This window comes from Runella sp. SP2 (genome assembly GCF_003711225.1).
Lineage (GTDB): Bacteria > Bacteroidota > Bacteroidia > Cytophagales > Spirosomataceae > Runella.
Map to the genome: position 1 here is coordinate 6,447,514 of NZ_CP031030.1, position 19,869 is coordinate 6,467,382.

Annotated in this window: 20 protein-coding genes; 11 read left to right on the plus strand and 9 right to left on the minus strand. The window is 45.4% G+C overall.

Annotated features, from left to right (window positions below):
* Positions 1-23: 23 nt before the first annotated feature.
* From DTQ70_RS25920 to DTQ70_RS25935, 4 genes are all read left to right on the plus strand, one after another.
* Positions 24-2,822, plus strand: a complete 2,799-nt coding sequence (locus DTQ70_RS25920; RefSeq protein ID WP_229600014.1) for a TonB-dependent receptor — start codon at positions 24-26, stop codon at positions 2,820-2,822.
* A 30-nt stretch (positions 2,823-2,852) separates the two neighbouring features.
* Positions 2,853-4,625 carry an Ig-like domain repeat protein gene (locus DTQ70_RS25925; protein WP_122933489.1) on the plus strand — a complete coding sequence of 591 codons (1,773 nt, stop codon included), beginning with the start codon at positions 2,853-2,855 and terminating at the stop codon, positions 4,623-4,625.
* 52 nt (positions 4,626-4,677) lie between these two features.
* On the plus strand, positions 4,678-5,259 hold the full coding sequence (locus DTQ70_RS25930) for a hypothetical protein (protein WP_122933490.1): 582 nt from the start codon (positions 4,678-4,680) through the stop codon (positions 5,257-5,259).
* A 142-nt stretch (positions 5,260-5,401) separates the two neighbouring features.
* Positions 5,402-6,442: a DUF3500 domain-containing protein gene (locus DTQ70_RS25935; RefSeq protein WP_164490212.1), complete on the plus strand. Its 1,041-nt coding sequence runs from the start codon at positions 5,402-5,404 to the stop codon at positions 6,440-6,442.
* 9 nt (positions 6,443-6,451) lie between these two features.
* Here the strand turns inward: DTQ70_RS25935 and DTQ70_RS25940 are convergent, their stop codons facing one another.
* Positions 6,452-7,870: a S8 family serine peptidase gene (locus DTQ70_RS25940; RefSeq protein WP_122933492.1), complete on the minus strand. Its 1,419-nt coding sequence runs from the start codon at positions 7,868-7,870 to the stop codon at positions 6,452-6,454.
* Positions 7,871-8,033: 163 nt separating this feature from the next.
* Between DTQ70_RS25940 and ribH the strand changes: the two genes are divergently transcribed.
* The 4 genes from ribH to DTQ70_RS25960 all read left to right on the plus strand — a co-directional run bounded on the left by ribH (position 8,034) and on the right by DTQ70_RS25960 (position 10,330).
* Positions 8,034-8,513, plus strand: a complete 480-nt coding sequence (ribH, locus tag DTQ70_RS25945; protein WP_122933493.1) for a 6,7-dimethyl-8-ribityllumazine synthase — start codon at positions 8,034-8,036, stop codon at positions 8,511-8,513.
* 77 nt (positions 8,514-8,590) lie between these two features.
* On the plus strand, positions 8,591-9,178 hold the full coding sequence (gene hisH, locus DTQ70_RS25950) for an imidazole glycerol phosphate synthase subunit HisH (RefSeq protein WP_122933494.1): 588 nt from the start codon (positions 8,591-8,593) through the stop codon (positions 9,176-9,178).
* A gap of 2 nt (positions 9,179-9,180) precedes the next feature.
* Complete coding sequence (locus DTQ70_RS25955) at positions 9,181-9,681, plus strand: rhodanese-like domain-containing protein (protein WP_122933495.1); 501 nt, start codon at positions 9,181-9,183, stop codon at positions 9,679-9,681.
* 70 nt (positions 9,682-9,751) lie between these two features.
* Positions 9,752-10,330, plus strand: coding sequence for a methyltransferase domain-containing protein (locus DTQ70_RS25960; RefSeq protein ID WP_122933496.1), 579 nt, complete (start codon positions 9,752-9,754; stop codon positions 10,328-10,330).
* Between the two features lie 72 nt (positions 10,331-10,402).
* On the opposite strand, the gene DTQ70_RS25965 is transcribed toward DTQ70_RS25960, so the two are convergent.
* The 6 genes from DTQ70_RS25965 to DTQ70_RS25990 all read right to left on the minus strand — a co-directional run bounded on the left by DTQ70_RS25965 (position 10,403) and on the right by DTQ70_RS25990 (position 14,391).
* Positions 10,403-10,654, minus strand: a complete 252-nt coding sequence (locus tag DTQ70_RS25965) for a hypothetical protein (protein ID WP_164490213.1) — start codon at positions 10,652-10,654, stop codon at positions 10,403-10,405.
* 347 nt (positions 10,655-11,001) lie between these two features.
* Positions 11,002-11,715 (minus strand): hypothetical protein, encoded by a 714-nt coding sequence (locus DTQ70_RS25970; RefSeq protein ID WP_122933498.1) that lies wholly within the window; start codon positions 11,713-11,715, stop codon positions 11,002-11,004.
* Positions 11,716-11,994: 279 nt separating this feature from the next.
* On the minus strand, positions 11,995-12,783 hold the full coding sequence (rlmB, locus tag DTQ70_RS25975; protein ID WP_122933499.1) for a 23S rRNA (guanosine(2251)-2'-O)-methyltransferase RlmB: 789 nt from the start codon (positions 12,781-12,783) through the stop codon (positions 11,995-11,997).
* Between the two features lie 86 nt (positions 12,784-12,869).
* Complete coding sequence (gene rpmA, locus DTQ70_RS25980; protein ID WP_028524866.1) at positions 12,870-13,130, minus strand: 50S ribosomal protein L27; 261 nt, start codon at positions 13,128-13,130, stop codon at positions 12,870-12,872.
* 45 nt (positions 13,131-13,175) lie between these two features.
* Positions 13,176-13,487: a 50S ribosomal protein L21 gene (rplU, locus tag DTQ70_RS25985; protein WP_122933500.1), complete on the minus strand. Its 312-nt coding sequence runs from the start codon at positions 13,485-13,487 to the stop codon at positions 13,176-13,178.
* A gap of 88 nt (positions 13,488-13,575) precedes the next feature.
* Positions 13,576-14,391: an Fpg/Nei family DNA glycosylase gene (locus DTQ70_RS25990; protein WP_122933501.1), complete on the minus strand. Its 816-nt coding sequence runs from the start codon at positions 14,389-14,391 to the stop codon at positions 13,576-13,578.
* A 161-nt stretch (positions 14,392-14,552) separates the two neighbouring features.
* Here DTQ70_RS25990 and DTQ70_RS25995 point away from each other — a divergent pair, with 161 nt between their 5' ends.
* Together DTQ70_RS25995 and DTQ70_RS26000 are read left to right on the plus strand one after the other, a co-directional pair.
* Complete coding sequence (locus DTQ70_RS25995; protein WP_122933502.1) at positions 14,553-15,818, plus strand: DEAD/DEAH box helicase; 1,266 nt, start codon at positions 14,553-14,555, stop codon at positions 15,816-15,818.
* A 219-nt stretch (positions 15,819-16,037) separates the two neighbouring features.
* On the plus strand, positions 16,038-16,280 hold the full coding sequence (locus DTQ70_RS26000; protein ID WP_122933503.1) for a hypothetical protein: 243 nt from the start codon (positions 16,038-16,040) through the stop codon (positions 16,278-16,280).
* A 24-nt stretch (positions 16,281-16,304) separates the two neighbouring features.
* On the opposite strand, the gene DTQ70_RS26005 is transcribed toward DTQ70_RS26000, so the two are convergent.
* The gene (locus DTQ70_RS26005; RefSeq protein WP_122933504.1) at positions 16,305-17,582 is read right to left on the minus strand and encodes a PAS domain-containing sensor histidine kinase; all 1,278 of its coding nucleotides are present in this window, start codon (positions 17,580-17,582) and stop codon (positions 16,305-16,307) included.
* 6 nt (positions 17,583-17,588) lie between these two features.
* On the opposite strand from DTQ70_RS26005, the gene DTQ70_RS26010 reads away from it, so the two are divergent.
* Positions 17,589-18,275 (plus strand): 2'-5' RNA ligase family protein, encoded by a 687-nt coding sequence (locus DTQ70_RS26010; RefSeq protein ID WP_122933505.1) that lies wholly within the window; start codon positions 17,589-17,591, stop codon positions 18,273-18,275.
* Positions 18,276-18,411: 136 nt separating this feature from the next.
* Here the strand turns inward: DTQ70_RS26010 and DTQ70_RS26015 are convergent, their stop codons facing one another.
* Entirely contained in the window at positions 18,412-19,854 is a 1,443-nt protein-coding gene (locus tag DTQ70_RS26015) for a sigma-54 dependent transcriptional regulator (RefSeq protein WP_122933506.1), read from the minus strand.
* Between the last annotated feature and the right edge of the window lie 15 nt (positions 19,855-19,869).

Genomic DNA, 19,869 nt, shown 5'->3' on the forward strand with positions numbered 1-19,869 from the left:
CCCAAATGTTGACCATTCAAAAAATGTTACGACAATTTACTGCCTTACTGGCGATGCTTCTTCTGAGTTTTGCCACATTTGCCCAAACAGGAACACTTCGCGGAACAATCACCGATGCCAAAACAAAAGAAACGCTTATTGGCGCAACCGTACGCATCGGTGGAACTCAATTTGGAGCTGCTACCGATATTAACGGCTTCTTTTCCTTTGCAAAAGTACCCGCAGGAAGCTATACAGTAGAAGTTACTTATGTTTCTTACAATACAGAGACGATTCCAAACGTAAAAATTGAGGCTGACAAAGTAACCGAAATCAATACCGTGCTTATCGAGTCGGCCGCTACACTTGCTGAAGTAAAAGTAGTGGCGACCCGCCAAACCAACACAGAAGTGTCGGTGATTAGTGAAATCAAGGCTTCGCAGAATATTGTTAGCGGAATTTCGTCGCAGCAAATCGCCCGCTCCCTCGACCGCGATGCCGCACAGGTGGTAAAACGCGTACCTGGGATTACGATTGTGGGTGACCGTTTTATTAACATTCGCGGTCTCAACTCTCGCTACAATAACGTGATGCTTCATAATGCCTTTACTCCTTCGATGGAAACCGACGTAAAGTCATTCTCGTTTGATATTATTCCTAGCTCCCAAATCGACCGTTTGTTGATTTTTAAAAGTCCTGCGGCCGAGCTCCCTGGCGAATTTGCAGGAGGTGTTGTTAAAATTTTTACCAAAAACATCCCTGACCAAACAAGTATCGTATTCGACTATGGGGTGAGCATTCGTCAGGGAACATCTTTTGGCGACTTTTTCCAACCAGAACAGGGCAAAAATTATTGGATGGGCTTCAACAATGGCTACCAAGATATTCCAAGTAGTTTTCCTAAGAAAAACCTAAACTTTGCCACTCCTGCTGAACTTGAACTTGCAGGAAGAGCGCTTCGCAACAACTGGACTACAAACCGTACGTTGGCAGTTCCTGACCAGCGGTATTCGTTAACTGGAAACTTCAAGTTCCAAGCAGGAAATATCCGTTTTGGAAACGTCACCGCCCTCAATTATAGCGATGCACGCACCGCTTTTGAAATCAACCGTAAAGATTTCAACGAAAGCAATAACGACCAACAGTCAGTCATCTACAATTACAACGACGCTCAGTCAAACCGTAACATTCGAGTAGGGGTACTTCACAATTGGTCGGTTCGTTTCAACGAAAATCACTCGGTTGACTTCAAAAACTTATTTAATCAATTGAGCAATTCGAGTACGGTTAATCGTACAGGGCGCAATTTAGAATCAAACTTCTCTCCTGACAGTTATTCTTTCGACCAAGTATATCGCGGTATCTACACAGGGCAAATAACGGGTAATCACAAATTTAACAACAAGAAAACGTTGGTTGATTGGGTAGTTGGTTATAACAACGCCTATCGTGACCAGCCTGACTACCGCCGTTATCGTTCGGATATTGATGAGTCAAACGGACAGCGTACGCTTTATGTACCAGTAGGAACAGCGGCGGCTTTCTTCTTGGGACGTTTTTCTTCCGAAATGAGAGAGTCAGCGGTTACGGGTGGAGTGAATCTTACCCAAAAATTAGAACTTAAAAATGGTTCAGAAGTAGAATTCAAAGCAGGAACGTACTACGAGAGTAAAGAACGTGATTTCAAGGCACGTAACCTTGGATATGTTCGTACAAGTCGTACCAATCCAGAAATTTTAGGAGGCTCAATTGAGCAATTATTCCAGCCTGCGAATATCAATAACACTGACGGAATTCGCATTGACGAACAGACAAACAACAGTGATTCGTACAAAGCAAGCAACGACCTTCTTGCCTTCTACGGTTCGGCAAACGTGCCATTGGCCAAGAAATTGAACCTAATTGCAGGAGTACGCTACGAAGCAAATACCCAAAAATTATCCTCAGCCACCATCAATGGCGAACCCGTCAACGTAAGTTTTCCTGTCAATAAATTGTTGCCCTCTCTTAATCTTACGTACAATTTCTCAGAAAAAAGCCTCCTGAGAGCTGCCTACGGACGAACGCTTAACCGCCCTGAATTCCGCGAATTAGCGCCGTTTGCGTTCTATGATTTTGATTACAACATCGTTTACAAAGGAAACCCTGAGGTACAAACGGCCAACGTTGATAATTATGACCTTCGATATGAGTGGTATCCAACCCCTAACGAAGTGGTGAGTTTGGCAGGGTTCTACAAATATTTCACTAATCCGATTGAGGTGATTGTAGTTCCAGGAGCAGGTTCGGGTGGAGCAAAAACATTTACGTTTGCCAATGCTAAAAGCTCTGTTAGCTCAGGAATGGAACTAGAAGTTCGTAAGGGTTTAGCCTCATTTGGGTCGTCTCCTGTTTTGCAAAACATGAGCCTTTTGTTCAACGCTGCGCTTATTTTTAGCCGCATTAAATTAGGAACGTTGGGCTTGGGCCAATCAGACGACCGCCCACTTCAAGGCCAGTCGCCATATATTGTGAATGTGGGTCTTAACTACAACAATACCCAATCAGGTTTACAAGTAAATCTTTTATACAACGTAATTGGTCGCCGAATCTTCGCCGCTGGTTTTGAAGGTTATCCTGATATTTACGAAATGCCCCGCAATGTATTGGACATTACTTTCTCCAAAGAAGTCGGCAAGCGTTGGGTAGTTAAAGGAGGGGTAACTGACATTCTCAATCAGACGAATGTATTACTCCAAAACGGCAATGGCGACAAGAAGTTTGACCGTAAAAACGATCAGCTTATCCAAACGTACCGTCCAGGTAGAATGCTTCAATTCGGATTTTCGTATCGGATATTATAAAAATAACCAATCAAATCAATTCTCAAACTCATGAATTTGTTTAGAAACACACACGTTCTTCGTACAATAGCCATGATGCTATCGGCAGTGTTTATCTTCAATGCCTGTACAAAAGAAGAAGAAATCGTTCCTGTCCCAACCATTACCGCAGGAAGTGCTGTGAGTAGCAAGGTAGGGGATGTTGCCAAAATTACGGCTACTATTAATGCACCAGGTGGCTTAAAGACCCTGACAATTCTTAAAAATGGTCAGACATTTGAGAGCAAAGCCTACACAGGCGAAACCAGCATTTCGTATTCAAAAGACTATACGATTGAATCACTTCCAGTAGGTTCTACTGTGGTATTCACATTCCAAGCTACTGATAACAAAGACCAAGCTTCTACTGTCGCTACGCAGGTCGTTACCGTTTCAGCCGTACCTGCCAAACAAGTGGTGGACGTTTCGGGAGTTTTGGAAGGAAATATTAACTGGACAAAAGACAAAATCTATAAGTTGAAAGGTTTTGTTCGTGTTGGTGAAGATCCAAAAATTGACGGAACTCCTACTAAAACGGGCACCCTTACGATTCAAGCAGGGACAGTTATTATTGGGGAGCGTTCGTCAAAAGCGACTTTGGTTGTACAACGCGGAAGCAAAATCATTGCCAACGGAACTGCCGACGAGCCAATTGTATTCACTTCTGAGCGTGCAATTGGTGAGCGTGAAGCTGGTGACTGGGGTGGCTTAGTGATTTGCGGAAAAGCACTCAATAACCTTACTACTGGTGGAGTAAAAGGAGTAGCTGAATTGGAAGGTCAATACGGTGCTTTCCACGGCGGTACCGATGATGCCGACAACTCTGGTTCGTTGAAATACGTTCGTGTTGAATACGCTGGTATTCCAATCAACCCCAACCAAGAAGTGAACTCGTTCACCTTTGGTTCAGTGGGTTCAGCTACAACCTTAGAATATTTGCAAGCTTCATACGGTGGCGATGACTCATTTGAGTGGTTTGGCGGAAGTGTTAATGCCAAATACCTGATTGCTTACCGTGGACTTGATGATGATTTTGACATCGACAATGGTTTCCGTGGTAACTTACAGTACGGTATCAGTTTGCGTGGAGCGGCTATTGCTGACCAGTCAGGTTCAAACGGATTTGAAATTGATAACGACGGTAGCGGTACAGCCAATACGCCTGTCACTGCAGCTACCCTTTCAAACTTCACATTGATTGGGCCAAAACAAACAAATGCTACGCAGATAAGTGTTCAATACCAAAACGGTATGCACTTGCGTCGCAATGCCCAAGTAAAAATCTACAATACCTTTGTTACAGGCTTCCCTAACGGCATTTTCATTGACCCAAGTGGTTCGGTTTCTACTTTGAAAAATGCAGAAGAAGGTAAGTTAGTATTGAATCAGGTAGTAGTATCGGGTGTAAAAAGCTGGGGAAGCAATAACTTTGGCGCAGGCGCAGGCAACCCGAACGGATTTGCAGTACGTGACGTAAACACCGCTTCTACACCAGTTGCGTTGGCAAATATCGGAGATAAAAAACCATCAGACTGGTTTGCGGCTCAAACAGGCAACAAAATCCTTGGAGACTGGACGCTCACTGGACTTAACGAAAATCTCTTCGGAGCAGGGCGCCCTACATTTACAGTAGGTACTGCTGCAACTGAGACCCTCACTAAAGGCGGAGCGACACCTACAGGTTCGTTCTTCACAGCTACCGACTTTGTGGGAGCTTTCAAAGATAACGACTGGACAGCGAAGTGGTCTAACTTCTCTTCTGGTACAACAGACTACAGCAAATAAGCTTTTGCTGATTATATTTCGGGGAGTCTTTAAAAGCAGACTCTCCGAAACTATGAAAACACATTTTTCAACCGCGTTCTTTCTCTTTATTGTTGCTTTAAGCGTTCCGCTTTTTTGGGGGTGTAAAAAAGACCCGTACCAAGCCAAAACGTACTTTTCGCAGGCCGAACAAGATACGTTGTTGGCCAATATCATTACTTACACGAGTCAGTACGCCCGTGGAGCGACCAATGCTACTCGCTTTGAATCAAAGTTTCGGCAAGAGTACGTCGGTCGGTTGTCACAATATAAGTTGGTCAATTATTTCATTGCTCCCGACTCCACGCACTATTTCTTTATCACTCGCCCCGTAGGCAGTGGGATGTTTCGGCGAGGCGTAGGAGGGAAGTTTAAATTAGGCCCTAAACAAATGCCCACCGAATACGAAGAGCTTTGGTGTACGCCTCATTTTAAGGAGGAAACCGTGGTACTTGAACGAGGCGGATTTTTGTTCAAAGCAATGACAAAAGAAGGAAATATCGACAAATACTTGACCATGAAAATGTACGTTGAGTGGCCCGACTCCACCCTCAAGTACGATAAAAACATTCACGAATGGGTACCTAGAAACAACCTAGCCATTCCGTTGAAATAAATTCATATTGGTGTCAGATTATAAGAAAAGCCAGAGGCAAATGCTTCTGGTTTTTTTATGTGGTCGCTCTTTGCAAAGCCAATGATATTCATGAATAGAGTAGAAAATTTTAACAAACTGATTTTCAGTCTAAAAAAGAACCATGAAGCCTGTTTTTGTTTTTCTCTTTCTACTCGTTGGCAGGATTCTCCCCCCTGTTTTCGCTCAGTCGTCGCTTAGCCAGCAGATGCGAGCCTCCGCCGAGGCGTTTTTTGGCAGCTTGTCAGATGAACAGAAAAAAGAAGCCTATTTAGCTTTCGATTCAGACTGGCGTTATGATTGGAACTACACCCCGCGCTCACGCAAGGGGCTTCCCCTCAAAAAGATGAACGAAGCCCAGCGAAAAGCCGCCATGCACTTGCTGGAAGTGGCTTTGAGCGACGCGGGAAAAACAAAAGTAAACGACATCATCGCATTGGAATACGTGCTGCGCCAAGTAGAAAAACGTCCCGAAAACGACACCTACCGCGACCCCGAGAATTACGCCTTTTTGGTGTTTGGTACGCCTTCTCCCACACAGCCTTGGGGATGGAGCGTAGAAGGTCACCATATCTCGCTGCATTTTACCCTCGTGGGGGAGACCATTGAGTTTTTACCCAGCTTTTTTGGGAGCAATCCTGCCCTTGTTTTGCCTGGTTTTATCCAAGAAGGAAAACAAGTACTGAAAGAAGAAGCCGAAGCGGCGTTTACCCTTTTACATTCATTGACCCCCGCACAACTTTCCAAAGTAGTACTTTCGGACAGAGCGCCCAGCGATATTGTCACGACTAACACACGGCGCGTCATGCTCGAAAAACGCGAAGGGCTATCTTGGGGAGACATGACCGCCCCGCAGCAGGAGCTTTTTAAAAAGTTACTTCAAGTATATTTTCAACGTTATCACGTTACGCTCAAAAATCAAGCCCTCAAGAAGCTCAACCAAGCCGATTTAAGGTCTATTGTCTTTTGTTGGATGGGTGACCAAGAGCCCGTCAGAGGTGCAGGGAAAGGACATTATTACCGCATTCACGGGCCTACGTTTTTGATAGAATACGATAACACCCAAAACAATGCCAATCACGTTCATACCGTCGTTCGCGATTTAACCAACGACTGGGGCGAAGACCTCCTCAAAGCCCACTACGAAGCAGGCCATCGGAAGTGAGAAGAGTTCCTACTTAACAATCCTAGCCGTAACAGGTACACATTTTTGGGCAGCACATTCGCTCGCAAGCGCATCCGCTTTTTTGAAATTAGGAATACCATAACCCAGCAGATAGTCGGGCGACTGGGCTTGCGTACCCGATTGTTTGAGGTAGTTCATCACCTGAACGTTGGTTAGGTTGGGATGCGCCTGCCAAAAACCTGCTGCCATTCCTGCCAATAACGGTGCCGCAAACGACGTCCCTTGGCTATAGGCATAACTACCGCTAGGCGTAGCCACGACCACAAAACTCCCCTGTGCGGCCACATCGGGCTTCACCCGCCCGTCGGCAGAGGGGCCAATTGAGCTAAAACTCGTCCGAATCCCCGCTGGATTGACGGCCCCTACCGCCAGCACCGAATCGCCATCAGCGGGCGCAGTGATGTACTGCCAAGGTGAACTTCCTGAATTACCAGCCGAAACAACGACCAAAATACCCGCTTGCGCGGCCAAATCAGCGCCACGGGTAGAGAGCGCCACGTCGCCGTTCATTTGGGAATAGGTATAGTTTTGGGCAGGGTTGTCAAACTCACTGTAGCCCAACGAAGAATTGATGATGTCCACCCCAAGGCTGTCGGCGTACTCTGCACCAAACACCCAATAGGCCTCTTCTATCTTGGTTTCGGTGGCATCGTCTTCGGTGCGGAGTAGCACATATGAAGCTTTGTAGGCAGTCCCAATAAGGGTGTCGGGCATGTAGCTTGCCATACACGAAAGTACATTGGTGCCGTGGCTATGGTCGTCATAGACATCGGTTTCGTTATCCACAAAATCAAAGGTTGAAAGCACCCGATTTTCGCTAAACAACGGCTGCAAACTTGGGTGTTGGTTGGCATTCTGAAATCCGCCATCAAGTACGCCAATGAGCATTCCTTCGCCCCGATACCCCGCTGAGTGCATACTATCGGCACACAGCATTTTTACTTGGTTTTCCGAAAAACCGTATCCTTCGGTTGTGGTCGTCCCCCATTTGTCTGTTTTATTATTGGAACGATTTTCAGTCGATACCCGCGCGTTGCGAATATCACCGTTGCCTTCAATGCCTCTGACAAAAGGTAAAGCCAAAATTTGCGAAAGTGTGGTGCTGTTGGTTTCAACAAGTACACCATTGAGCCAACGCGTTTTGTACAATACCTTCGCTCCTAAATTTTTGATGGATTGAATGTACGAAGTATTCGGGGGGAAATCGCGTTCGGAAACTGCAATGTGCTGCCGCTGACGACGAGCAATGGCCCGCGCCGATAAGTATTGCTGTGGATTAGCCGTAGAATACGACGTTCCTGATTTGTCTTTGAAATAAACCAAGTAACGATTTTGGCTTTGTACTGTTTCAAAAGCCATTATCCATACACCGACTACTAATAAAACTTTGCTGAAAAGGTTGCTCATCGTTTATCGTTATTCACCTTTTAGCTCTGAGCAAAGATGATGCTAAACTTTACAAATCTTGGAGGCGGGCTTGATAAAAAATGGAATGTTGACGCTAATACCCTAATTTTGCGGAGGGATCGGTTTTTCTTTCCCCCAAACATCGTAAACGACCAACTCACCCATGTCATCTGCTGATAAAAATCTGAGCGTTTTTACCACCGACGGTCTGCCTGACATCACCCACAAAAAGTTTGTGATTGTAGTAGCCGAGTGGAATTCGGAAGTAACCGAAGCTTTGTTTCAAGGAGCCTACAAAACGCTTGTTGACCACGGAGCGCAAACGCAAAATATCCTTCGTGCCAACGTTCCAGGAAGTTTTGAGCTTAGTTTTGGCTCACAAGTATATGCCCAAAAAGCCGACGTGGACGCCGTGATTGCCATTGGCTGCGTGATTCAGGGAGAAACCAAGCACAACGACTACATCAACCACGCCGTCGCGCATGGCCTCACCGACGTGGCCTTGAAGTACAACAAGCCCGTTATTTTTGGCGTCCTTACGCCCAATACCCTCCAACAAGCCCTCGACCGCGCGGGAGGCATCCACGGCAACAAAGGCGACGAAGCAGCTATCACAGCTATCAAAATGCTGAGTTTACAATAAATAAAAAGTTATACGCATAAAGTAAGCCCTCTAACTCCCTTCTACTGCTAGGAGAGGGGCTAGGGGTGAGGTTAACCATGAAAACTGTCATTATCAAATATAACGCGGGCAATGTGCAGTCGGTGATGTATGCCCTCGACCGCATTGGGGCTGCTTACGAGTGGACCGACGACCCCGAAACCATTTTGGCTGCTGACAAAGTTATTTTCCCAGGCGTGGGTGAGGCCAGTACAGCCATGGCTTACCTGAAAGAGCGGAAACTCGACCAGCTCATCCCGACCCTGCGCCAACCCGTTTTGGGTACTTGCGTGGGGATGCAACTCATGTGTCGCTATTCGGAAGAAAACGATACCACTTGCATGGGGATTTTTGACGTGGATGTACTGCGTTTTCCGCGCGTATCGGGCTTTAAAGTGCCCCAAACGGGTTGGAACGACATTTATGAGTTGAATAACCCACTGTGTGCAGGACTCAATGAACACGATTACGTCTATTATAACCACGGCTATTATGCCCCGCTTTGTGACCAAACGGCCGCCAAAACCAATTACATTTTGGAGTATTCGGCTATGTTGCAAAAAGACAATTTCTTCGCCGCTCAGTTTCACTCCGAAATCAGCGGAAATGTAGGACAACGGATTTTTGAAAATTTCCTGAAATTATAGAAATGCGTACCCTTCTTGCCTTCTTGTTACTCATGTTTTCGTGGTTGAAACCCAACGCCCAAACCAATAGCCGTGCCTATAAAGTAATGCTCGAAGGCATGTATAAACATACGGTGCCTACGGTGAGTTGTACCGATTTAAAAAAGGAACTCAAAAACGTGGTGTTGCTTGATACCCGCGCTAAAAACGAATACGACGTGAGCCATCTTCCCGAAGCGCGTTGGGTGGGCTACGATGAATTTAATCCAAAATCCGTAGCTGATTTGCCCAAAAATACCCCGATTGTGGTCTATTGTACGGTGGGTGTCCGTAGTGAACGGGTAGGAGAGAAACTCAAAGCTGCAGGATTTCAGAACGTTCGTAATCTGTACGGAAGCATTTTTGAGTGGGTCAATCAGGGCAATACCGTCGTGGATAACCAAGGGAAACCTACCCAAAAAGTACACGCCTATTCTCGGACGTGGGGAATTTGGCTCAACAAAGGAGAGAAAGTGTATGAGTGAGTTTTAGAACGATGAGACATTAGTTATAAGAGATGAGTTATGAGAGATAAGACTGATTGAAGATACTACGATGGGCGATTTTTTGGACAAAAATTACTGGGACGAACGTTATTTGAACCACCAAACTGGCTGGGATATTGGCTACGTGTCACCACCTTTGAAACAGTTTTTTGATACCCTCACCGACAAACACCTCCGTATTCTTATTCCTGGGGGTGGAAATAGCTATGAAGCAGCTTACTTGCTCGAGCAAGGATTTGACAACGTAACGGTGGTGGATATTTCGGAAGTGGTATGCCAACGTTTGGTAGATGACTACCAAAAAAAAGGATTACAAGTCGTTTGTGGGGATTTTTTTGAACATTCGGGCGTGTATGATCTCATTGTGGAGCAAACCTTTTTCTGCGCCATTTCTCCTTCATTGCGAACTAACTATGTCCAAAAAATGGTGAAATTGTTGTCGGAAGACGGACTACTTGCGGGACTTTTGTTCAATCGTGCCTTTGAAGGCGGGCCGCCTTTTGGCGGAAGTGTGGCAGAGTACCAAGCCTTTTTCGATAAGGCTGGTTTTAAAGTTACCTTCGATTTGGCTCCTGCTTCTATTCCACCACGAGCAAGAAGTGAAGTGTTTTTTACGGCAAAAAAATAAACGCCACCCACAAGAGCAGCGTCTATTGGCAATCCTAAACCCTAACTACATTAAAAAATAGGATACAAATGATTAGTCGGCAAGTGTCGTTAAGAAACGAACGATTTTAGTAACCGTCGAAACTGCTTGACGAGTGCCTTCGGCACCTTTCTGCGCTTGCTGCGTCACTTCTTTCAAAAGCGAACGCTGTGGCACCACTTCCTTCTTTACTTGGCTTGCCTCTTGCATAGCTTTGCGGGTAGCAAAAACATTGTGTGGGCGGCCAATTGAAAAGGCTGAAGAACTTAACAAACACAGAACGGCGGCGAAGGTAATGGCTTTCATGACTGTATGAGTTTTGATGGTGATTTTGATGGTTGATTTGTCTTCTGGCTGAATGTTGAAACAAAGATATGTGTTTTGTCTGGTATTATGCAATACAAAGTACCTTGTTTTTTGTTTGATTCGTGTTAAGCGGCAAATTTTAAGGACGAATGGCAAGTCATTTTTCTTGTACTGAAATAATTCCTTTCATCCAATAACCGTTGCCTCTAGCGGCGTCGATTATATGATGCAAAGGTGGTATGAAAGGTTGCATCACACCAAAAAAAATTGACAAACTGGCTCTTCTGCCCGATGAATCGGGTAAAATGCTGGGTGAAATGAAAAAGGGAATTGTTGAGGCGAATAGATTAGGGTTCTCTTAGGTACATGGTTTTTCTTTCCCCCAGCACCGTCAATATATCGTTGTTGATGTTGTACCGTCCTTCTTTTGATTCAAGCACAAATGCTCCCGATATAAAAATGGCAGAATAGAGATACTCATTTACGATGTACCACTTAAGTTCGAGGGGAAAAGAATCCTTTTCTGAACCTAGATCCATGCCTTCTATTCGCATCTCGCCCTCTTTAAAGAAGTGTTTTTTAGTGTGGCTAAGAGGCAGTTCATTTTTATAATCCGTCTCAGAAATAACCTTCCATGGCCCCACCAAATCGGTATCTAGCCTGGGTTTTTCAAAATACGCCTCTAAATGGAAAGTAGTATCGTTGTTTTTACGTTCTAACCTTAGCGAGACAGTCGTTTCTTGAAAAGGGGGTGTGTTGTTTAAAAAAACGATAGTTGCGTCCAATTTATCGCTCTTCAGTGCTCCCGTCAGAGGGGAGGTGCCGAGCGTTTTATGATGTAAAAGGGCTTTTAATTCTCCATTTATTAAAGTCCCCTCTAAACCATGATTACTGTAATAACTGGTGTAAAAAGTACCTGTGACTTTCTCTTTAGAAACGTTGAGTGACAACACACATGGCTGTTCCATGAATGTACCTTCATATAAGCCTATTAGATTCTGTTGGGCATAGGCAGAGGCAATTAAGGAAAGATAGCCAAGAAGAAAATAGAATAATCGCATTGTGGGAGGTTGATAACGGCTAAATAATCAGTAGCTTACTATAATTATAAAAACTATATAAGCTAAGTAGCTAGGCAAAGTTAGTTTCTATTATTTGTTATTCAACAGGCTTAGTTGGCTGACAATCTGAATTTTACAATTAACAGATAACGATTAACTATTAACGGGCTGTTACTTAGGCTGTACAGAATTTGATTATTTTTCACACAACAACGAGTTACAAAACGCATGAGGCGGAGCTTGAAATAACTCGCCTCATAACCGTTTTGACGTGTATTTTTATCCCCTTTGGCGGGCTGCCTCGTAGATAATCATTCCCGCAGCCACTGATACATTCAGGGAAGCTACTTTTCCAGTCATTGGAATTTTTACGGCCATGTTTGCGCGGCGAATCACATCAATGGATACGCCATCTTCTTCCGAGCCCATCACAATAGCCGTAGGCGTTGTAAAGTCAATATTTGAAGTAACTTGTGCCGCTTTTTCGGTACAAACTACAACCTGAACACCGCTATCTTGCAAATACTGCACTGTATCTATCAAGTTATTTTCGCGACAGACAGGAAGGTGATTGAGCGCCCCTGAAGAGGTTTTGAGGGCGTCGCTATTGATTTGGGCTGCGCCACGCATAGGGACTACCAACGCATGAACACCCATACACTCAGCCGTACGGGCAATAGCTCCAAAGTTACGGACATCGGTGATGCGGTCGAGAAGCAACAATAACGGCACTTCGCCTCTTTCGTAGATGTCTGCCAATACGTTGTGAAGCGAAACGTAGCGAATCGCGGACATAAACGCAATGACACCTTGGTGGTTTTTTCCCGTAATATTGTTCAGTTTTTCCATCGGAACGCGCTGAACGGGTATTTCGCGCTCGTTGGCTAACTGAATCACTTCGGCGAAACTCTGCTCGCGATAGACCATAATTTTATCAATTTCGGTCCCCGCACGGAGTGCTTCTAAAAGCGGTTGTAACCCAAAAATAAGCTCTTTTTCGCGAGCCTTGTCCACGGGTTTGGTGGTATGAATGCGGCGTTTTGGATTTTCGTCTCGTTGGTATGCCATGGGATTATTTTTAGAGCATGGTAGCAAAAAACCCGTCCGAATATCTTCAGACGGGTTTTTTACCAAAATTTCTCTGTAAAAAAAGCTTATGCTTCAGCCAATTCGATATGAACAAATGACTTGTTGTCACGGCCACGGCTAAACTTAACCACACCGTTTGTCAAAGCAAAAAGCGTATAATCACGGCCTACACCTACGTTACGACCTGGGTGGTATTTAGTACCACGCTGACGAACGATGATGTTACCCGCTACGGCTGGCTGACCACCGAAAATTTTAACGCCAAGGCGTTTACTTTCTGATTCGCGACCGTTTTTCGAACTACCTACACCTTTTTTGTGTGCCATTTCTTTAGGTATTTAAAAATTTCAAAAAGCTATTTAAGAAAAAAATTAAGCTAGGATTGCGTCGATTTTAACCTTAGTCAAAGCTTGACGGTGACCGTTTTTCTTCTCGTATCCTTTACGGCGTTTCTTTCTGAAAACGATTACTTTCTCTCCCTTAAGGTGTTCTACGATTGTAGCCTTTACACTCGCACCGTTTACCGTCGGCGCGCCTACGCTGATGGCACCTGCATTGTCCACCAACAAAACTTTGTCAAATACGAGCGCAGCGTCCAAGTCACCAGCCAAACGGTTGGTAAAGATTTCTTGGCCCTCTTCTACTTTAAATTGCTGTCCCGCGATTTCTACGATTGCGTACATGATGATTATGATTAAAACAGTTTTTTCCAAAAATGGAGTGCAAAAATAATGGATTCCGTAGGATTTAGCAACTTCTGTTTGAAAAATATTAGGGAATTACTTGACATACAGGGCAAAAGTACGTAGCTCGCCCGCCTACTCGGGTCTGTGCAATGTCGGCATGGCCTTCGGGACAGCGTTTGTGTTGGTCGGGATGCTCAAACGGCGAGGCGTCCCACTCACGGGCATGAATCAAAAACGAGCGTGGAAAAAGTCCATAATTGGCCTCGTGCTCGATGGCGGTACGCAACACAAATCCAATCGCTGAGTGAATCCGTTCAAGCTCTGACGGAGTAAGTTCATTGGCCAGCCGCTCGGGGTGTACTTTGGCTTGAAACAAGACTTCATCGACAATCCAATTGCCAATCCCTGCTACGGTACTTTGGTCGAGAAGCACAGGCTTAATCGGAGACTTACGTTTTTGGATAGTTTCAGTCAATTGTTCCAAGGTAATTTCTAAACCATCGGGCGCAATTTTTTTTCGTTTCAAATAATCTTCTACGCTAGAAACGAGTCCAATGCGTTCAAATTTTCGAGGGCAAATAAAGCCCAAATTGAAGCCCGAACGAAAGACAAAAACGATGCGTGCGTGGCGAGGCCGAGGCAACGACGAATGATAATACTCCAAATCGCCCGTCATCCCAAAATGAAGATGTAGCGTATGTCCCCCGTCAGTCAACGCAAACATATTTTTGCCCACCCGCCGAGTAGCCACAAACGACTGTCCCACAAGTGTTTCAGTGAGTGTGGCATAGTCGGTCGTAAGTAGTTTTCGGTCTTCTACCTCAATGGCCTCTATGGCTTGGTGAAGAGAAGTGGCTTCAAAATAATGGCGGTAGGTTTCGACTTCAGGTAGCTCAGGCATGGTTAACTCGCATTAGGTTTGGTTTAGTAACTATTTTTGACACCTATTTGATTTCGTTTGGCCCTGCTTTTGATGAGGTTTTTGGCCTAAAAGCGCACTTAGTGTCAAATCACCAATCTACTTCGTACCTTTGCAGAATCAACCTCTGATATTAGCTGCAAATGAAGTTTGAAGATTATCACATCTCTGGCGTTGTAAAACAAAACCTCGAAAAACTAGGTTTTCGCCGCCCCACTGACATCCAATACAAAGCGATTCCGTCGATTTTGAAAGGAGAAGATGTATTGGCCATTGCTCAAACGGGAACGGGAAAAACGGCCGCTTTTGCGATTCCGATTCTTCATTTGCTCCACGAGCGCAAACGCAATTCTCGCCGCCCTGACGGCGTAAAATGCGTGGTCATGGTGCCTACGCACGAGTTAGCGCTACAAATCACGGAGGTATTTGAACGCCTTGGCAAAGGAAGCGACGTAAAAACGTTGGCGTTGTTTGGCGGAGTAGCCCAAGATCCGCAAATCGCCCGCCTCGACAAGGGTATGGACATTGTGGTAGCCACGCCAGGGCGTTTGTTTGACTTGGTGAGCCAAGGTCATTTACGCCTCGAACGCGTGGAGTTATTAGTACTCGACGAAGCCGACCACATGCTCGATTTGGGTTTTATCAAAGACATTCGCGACTTGCTCAAACACTTGCCCCGCCGTCGGCAAACGCTGTTTTTTTCGGCAACGATTGATGATAAAATCAAAAAATTGGCCTATTCCATCATTCACAGTGCGGCTATTCGGATTCAGATTTCACCCAAAGACCCTGTATCTAAAAACGTTGACCATTTTGTTACGTACGTCGAGATGGACGACAAACGCTTTTTCTTAGAACGCCTCATCAACGAGCACCCAGACAGCAAAATCATGGTGTTTGTGCGGACTAAAGTGCGTGCCGAACGGGTGGCTCATGCCCTCGAGCGCATGGAGATTCAGAGCATGACGCTGCACGGTGACAAAGAGCAAAAAGAGCGTTCGTTGGCACTAGGAGCGTTTAAAAGTGGTAAAACCAAGGTGTTGATTGCGACCGACATCAGTGCCCGTGGAATCGATATTCCAAACGTGGACTATGTGATTAACTACGACTTGCCCGACGAGGTCGAAAACTACGTACACCGCGTGGGGCGTACGGGCCGTGGGACACAACGCGGAAGCGCGGTATCGTTTTGCAGTACGGAGGAAAAACCGAAACTGGCCGCCATTGAAGAATACGTAGGAAAACCTGTTACGGTACTCCAACTCAGCAAAGCCGAATACGACGGTATTGTGGACACAAGCAACGACCCCGCAGGCAATATCAAGTCGCTTCTCCAAGAAATTGAAGACCTCGAAGCCGACAAAAAACTCCGTCAGGGAAGAAAGAGAGGAAAGAAAAAACGAGGATAGGGGCTTGCTTTCAAACCTGATTCATCTTACTACTAAGATCTAGCTCCTCGGGAGCAATAAATACTAGCTTTCTGTTTTAATGCGTTCAACCTAGTTCTTGATAAAAATTAGAGACATGCTACTCTAGGTATCAAGGCGTGCAATAAGTTTTTCTTCCCGTACTCCTACATACTTCAAGAATTATGTATATTTGTTAACAAAGAAATCTGTAAACCACTCATGGACATTCAAGCCCACAAATTAGAATTTTTGTCAGAGTATCTTCGAGTTAATGATGAAACGATACTACTCAAATTGTCTAATCTTTTGCGTCAAGAGCGTCAAAAACGCGTAAAAGATAAGTTGAAACCCATGACTCAGGAAGAACTATCAAGCAAACTCAAAAGAGCAGAAAACGATATTCTGGAAGGTAACGTAATGAACCAAGAAGAGATTGAAGCCTTTTTCAAGAAGAGACCCTAAGCACCTCAGGTTATAATCCCACCCTCAAAACCCCACTCGAAACACCGTTTTACCCACTTCTTCGGTTTGGAGTGAGGCTGAGAAGCCGTGGTTGTGCAAAATCTCACGCACAAGGGTAAGACCAATCCCCTGCCCGTTTTTCTTGGTAGAAAAAAATGGGGTAAACAACTGAGCCGCCACGTCGGCGGAGATTCCTGCGCCGCTGTCGATGATTTCTAACTGGGACGGAGATGTTTTGAAGACGACTTTTCCACCACTTCCGATGCTTTCAAACGCATTTTTAATCACGTTTACCAGCACTTGTTCCAACTGCTGACGGTCGGCGTCGAGCCAAATCGGCTGGGGGTGAAGCGCCCATTCCAATGTTATTTCGCGGCTTCGGGCGTTGAATTCCATCAATTTGGCCATGTTTTCAAGCAATTCGTGCAAGTCAAGGCGCTGTTTTTGGGGCATTGGTAAACGGACAATGTCCGCAAAATTTCGCATAAACTGATTCAGGTGGTCGTTGCGTTCCATCGCTATCCGCACCGCGCTTTGGACGTCAGGGTTTTCGCCCAAATAATATAAAGTCGAGTCTAAAATCGAGTTAACGGCTCCAATTGAGTTGTTGACTTCGTGCGCCATCAAGCGAATGACTTTCCCATAGGCATTTTTTTCGGCGGCCAAAATCTCCGCCGTTAGTTCTTCCAACATCACAAAATACCGAGGAAAACCGCGGTCGATAAAATGGGCTTTTTGGCATTTAAAGAGCGCTACCCCGTTGAAATTGAACGTACGTGCTTCGCCCGTTTTCAAACGACTCAATGCTTGTAGTATCGGATGTGAGCTTTCGGTCAGCGACTGCTGAAGAAGTTGTCGAGCAGGTATTCCCACTATTTCTTCAGCCTTGGGGTTTAGGTCGGTGATGTGTTGGTCAAAATCCAACATCAATATCCCCGTTGGCGAAGTGGCAACGAGTTTTTGGAGAAAATAATGCTGTTCTTGTTGCTGTGTCCGTTCGGTACGAAGTTGGTCAATCATTTGGTTATAGACCTCAATGAGTTGATCCATTTCGTACTTGCCCGTTTTTAAAAATTTAACGTTAAAATCGCGGTCATGAATGGCTTCCACGCCCGTCATCAACAGCTTTAGCGGCTGAATCAGGTCTTGATATACCTGCCACGAAAAAAACAATGAAAGCAAAATGAACGCTTCCGAAAGTATAAACAACAGCGGTTTTGTAAAAAAAATCGCGAACGAAAGTCCCAAGGCTACCAAATGAATGATAGCAATAAAAACGATAAATTTGGTGCCTAGTCTCATAACTCCATGAATTTAGAAGCGCATTACCAACAGATGTGGCTCGCGGCCAACGAAGGATTCGCGAAGGGTCTTTTTGAGTACGACCCGCTGATTGATTCCCCCGCTGATACACGTCGTGGTATTACGCTTATTGCACGGCCGTCGGAAGAAAGTAAGCAGCAAATTCGTACGATGCTTGATGCGTTATTTCTCCTAGAACCTCAGCAATATTACTACCCTTTGACGGATATTCATCTGACAGTCTTGTCGATTATTTCGTGTTACGAAGGTTTTTCACTTTCAACGATTCATCCGCAAGAGTACATTGACCGTATCCGTGAGGTTGTTAAAAAATATGCGGGTTTTCGGGTGCGTTTTTCGGGTATTACTGCCTCCTCAAGCTGTGTACTTGTACAAGGTTTTCCGATGGACGATACCCTAGCTGCCATTCGTAACGACCTCCGAACGACTTTCAAAACATCATCGCTGCAGCATTCTATTGACAAACGTTATAGCATTCAAACGGCGCATTCGACCGTGATTCGTTTCCATGTCCCGCTCGTGCAGCCCGTTGCTTTTGTGGAGCGTCTTCAAGCATTTTATGTGTACGATTTTGGTACGTTTGACGTCAATATGTTGGAGCTTGTTTTCAACGATTGGTACCAGCGTACTGAAAATTCCTTGCTGCTAGCGCCATTTTTTTGGGCTAGTTAATGCCAATCTATTCACGCAAAGTCGCAGTGACGCAAAGAATACAAAAAGCTGATTATCTAAGCCTTAGAAGCTCTACGTGAAGTATCCATTAATTTTGCTTTTTTGCCTCACTTGCAAATTTGCCCATTTATTTACTTTACTCTTCATCAAAAGGGATATTAAACTTTTCCAAACGTCGGTAAAGTGCGGAACGAGTAATGCCCAACGATTTGGCTACGCGAGCGACTTTCCCGCGGTGAAACTCCATTGCCCGACGAATCATCTGAATTTCCATTTCTTCGAGCGTCATGCTACCCACATCTGGGAGGGTCGAAGGAGGAGTGGAGAGTGTCGAATTTTTAGAACCTTGGTAATTTTGTTGAAAATCTTCAATCGTTAGTACGTCGCGATGGCTAATCAGTACCGTACGTTCTACCAAATTTTTAAGCTGTCGAATATTTCCAGGCAAGTTCAGGTTTTTTAGCCACTGTAATGCTTCTCGTGTTACTTGTAAATGGGGGCGTTGGTAGATTTGGCGCAAGTTATCCACAAAAAACTCCACCAACAGTGGAATATCATTGGGACGCTCACGCAAAGCGGGCAAGTGGATGATAATCAAATTGATTCGGTACAGCAAATCTTCGCGAAATGTACCTTTTGCCACCATTTCTTCGAGGTTTCGGTTCGTAGCACAAATCACTCGTACATCCACCGATTTGGTTTTACTACTTCCCAACACCTCGTAGGTTCGGTCTTGCAATACCCGCAACAGCTTGACTTGACTACTGGCGTCGAGTTCGCCGATTTCGTCCAAAAAGATGGTTCCTCGGTTCGCCATTTCAAAGCGCCCTGTGCGGTCAAAACGAGCGTCGGTAAACGCTCCGCGAACGTGCCCAAACATCTCGGACTCAAAAAGGCTGGTCGAAACTCCACCCAAATTGACCTTGACAAACGGTCGCTTGGCACGTTGGCTATTTTGATGGATGGCTTCGGCCACCAATTCTTTTCCCGTGCCACTTTCTCCCAAAATCAGCACCGAGGCATCGGTATGCGCGATGCGGCCAATGGTCTGTAAAATCTGTACCAATTGTGGTGACTCTCCTACGATTTGCGCAAAATCAAACTGCTTGTCCAACGCACGGCGGGAAAGGGCAGTGGGCAAGGGGCGAGGGGCAATCGGTGAGGAATCTGGCATTTCTTCTGCCCTTTGCTCCTTGCCCTTTGCTTCTGAATGGGCCAAAGCCAGGGCCGTCCGCACTGACTGTATCAAATGCGCGTTTTGCCACGGTTTGTTAATAAAATCAGCCGCGCCGAGTTTCATTCCTTGTACGGCCAAGTCGATGGTAGCCCAGCCCGTAATGAGAATCACAGGTAGTGTTGGCTTCAAGGTTTTTAGCTCCTGAAGCATCTGTAACCCATCTCTGCCTGAAGTTTCGTTGGAAAAATTCATATCGAGCAATACCAATGCCACTTCGTGCCGCTTCAGAATCCGAAACGCGTCGTCGGGGTTGTGCGCAACGGCCACGTCAAACCCCTCCTTCCGCGCCAAAAGTGAAAGTGAAGTACAAACAGCAATATCGTCGTCAATGATTAGAAGCATGGGGAGGAGAGCATA

What these genes read in the sequence shown, in the direction of transcription:
- DTQ70_RS25920 (WP_229600014.1), top strand. Translation starts at nt 24, where the DNA reads ATGTTACGACAATTTACTGCCTTACTGGCGATGCTTCTTCTGAGTTTT.
- DTQ70_RS25925 (WP_122933489.1), top strand. Translation starts at nt 2,853, where the DNA reads ATGAATTTGTTTAGAAACACACACGTTCTTCGTACAATAGCCATGATG.
- DTQ70_RS25930 (WP_122933490.1), top strand. Translation starts at nt 4,678, where the DNA reads ATGAAAACACATTTTTCAACCGCGTTCTTTCTCTTTATTGTTGCTTTA.
- DTQ70_RS25935 (WP_164490212.1), top strand. Translation starts at nt 5,402, where the DNA reads ATGAAGCCTGTTTTTGTTTTTCTCTTTCTACTCGTTGGCAGGATTCTC.
- DTQ70_RS25940 (WP_122933492.1), bottom strand. Translation starts at nt 7,870, where the DNA reads ATGAGCAACCTTTTCAGCAAAGTTTTATTAGTAGTCGGTGTATGGATA.
- ribH (WP_122933493.1), top strand. Translation starts at nt 8,034, where the DNA reads ATGTCATCTGCTGATAAAAATCTGAGCGTTTTTACCACCGACGGTCTG.
- hisH (WP_122933494.1), top strand. Translation starts at nt 8,591, where the DNA reads ATGAAAACTGTCATTATCAAATATAACGCGGGCAATGTGCAGTCGGTG.
- DTQ70_RS25955 (WP_122933495.1), top strand. Translation starts at nt 9,181, where the DNA reads ATGCGTACCCTTCTTGCCTTCTTGTTACTCATGTTTTCGTGGTTGAAA.
- DTQ70_RS25960 (WP_122933496.1), top strand. Translation starts at nt 9,752, where the DNA reads ATGGGCGATTTTTTGGACAAAAATTACTGGGACGAACGTTATTTGAAC.
- DTQ70_RS25965 (WP_164490213.1), bottom strand. Translation starts at nt 10,654, where the DNA reads ATGAAAGCCATTACCTTCGCCGCCGTTCTGTGTTTGTTAAGTTCTTCA.
- DTQ70_RS25970 (WP_122933498.1), bottom strand. Translation starts at nt 11,715, where the DNA reads ATGCGATTATTCTATTTTCTTCTTGGCTATCTTTCCTTAATTGCCTCT.
- rlmB (WP_122933499.1), bottom strand. Translation starts at nt 12,783, where the DNA reads ATGGCATACCAACGAGACGAAAATCCAAAACGCCGCATTCATACCACC.
- rpmA (WP_028524866.1), bottom strand. Translation starts at nt 13,130, where the DNA reads ATGGCACACAAAAAAGGTGTAGGTAGTTCGAAAAACGGTCGCGAATCA.
- rplU (WP_122933500.1), bottom strand. Translation starts at nt 13,487, where the DNA reads ATGTACGCAATCGTAGAAATCGCGGGACAGCAATTTAAAGTAGAAGAG.
- DTQ70_RS25990 (WP_122933501.1), bottom strand. Translation starts at nt 14,391, where the DNA reads ATGCCTGAGCTACCTGAAGTCGAAACCTACCGCCATTATTTTGAAGCC.
- DTQ70_RS25995 (WP_122933502.1), top strand. Translation starts at nt 14,553, where the DNA reads ATGAAGTTTGAAGATTATCACATCTCTGGCGTTGTAAAACAAAACCTC.
- DTQ70_RS26000 (WP_122933503.1), top strand. Translation starts at nt 16,038, where the DNA reads ATGGACATTCAAGCCCACAAATTAGAATTTTTGTCAGAGTATCTTCGA.
- DTQ70_RS26005 (WP_122933504.1), bottom strand. Translation starts at nt 17,582, where the DNA reads ATGAGACTAGGCACCAAATTTATCGTTTTTATTGCTATCATTCATTTG.
- DTQ70_RS26010 (WP_122933505.1), top strand. Translation starts at nt 17,589, where the DNA reads ATGAATTTAGAAGCGCATTACCAACAGATGTGGCTCGCGGCCAACGAA.
- DTQ70_RS26015 (WP_122933506.1), bottom strand. Translation starts at nt 19,854, where the DNA reads ATGCTTCTAATCATTGACGACGATATTGCTGTTTGTACTTCACTTTCA.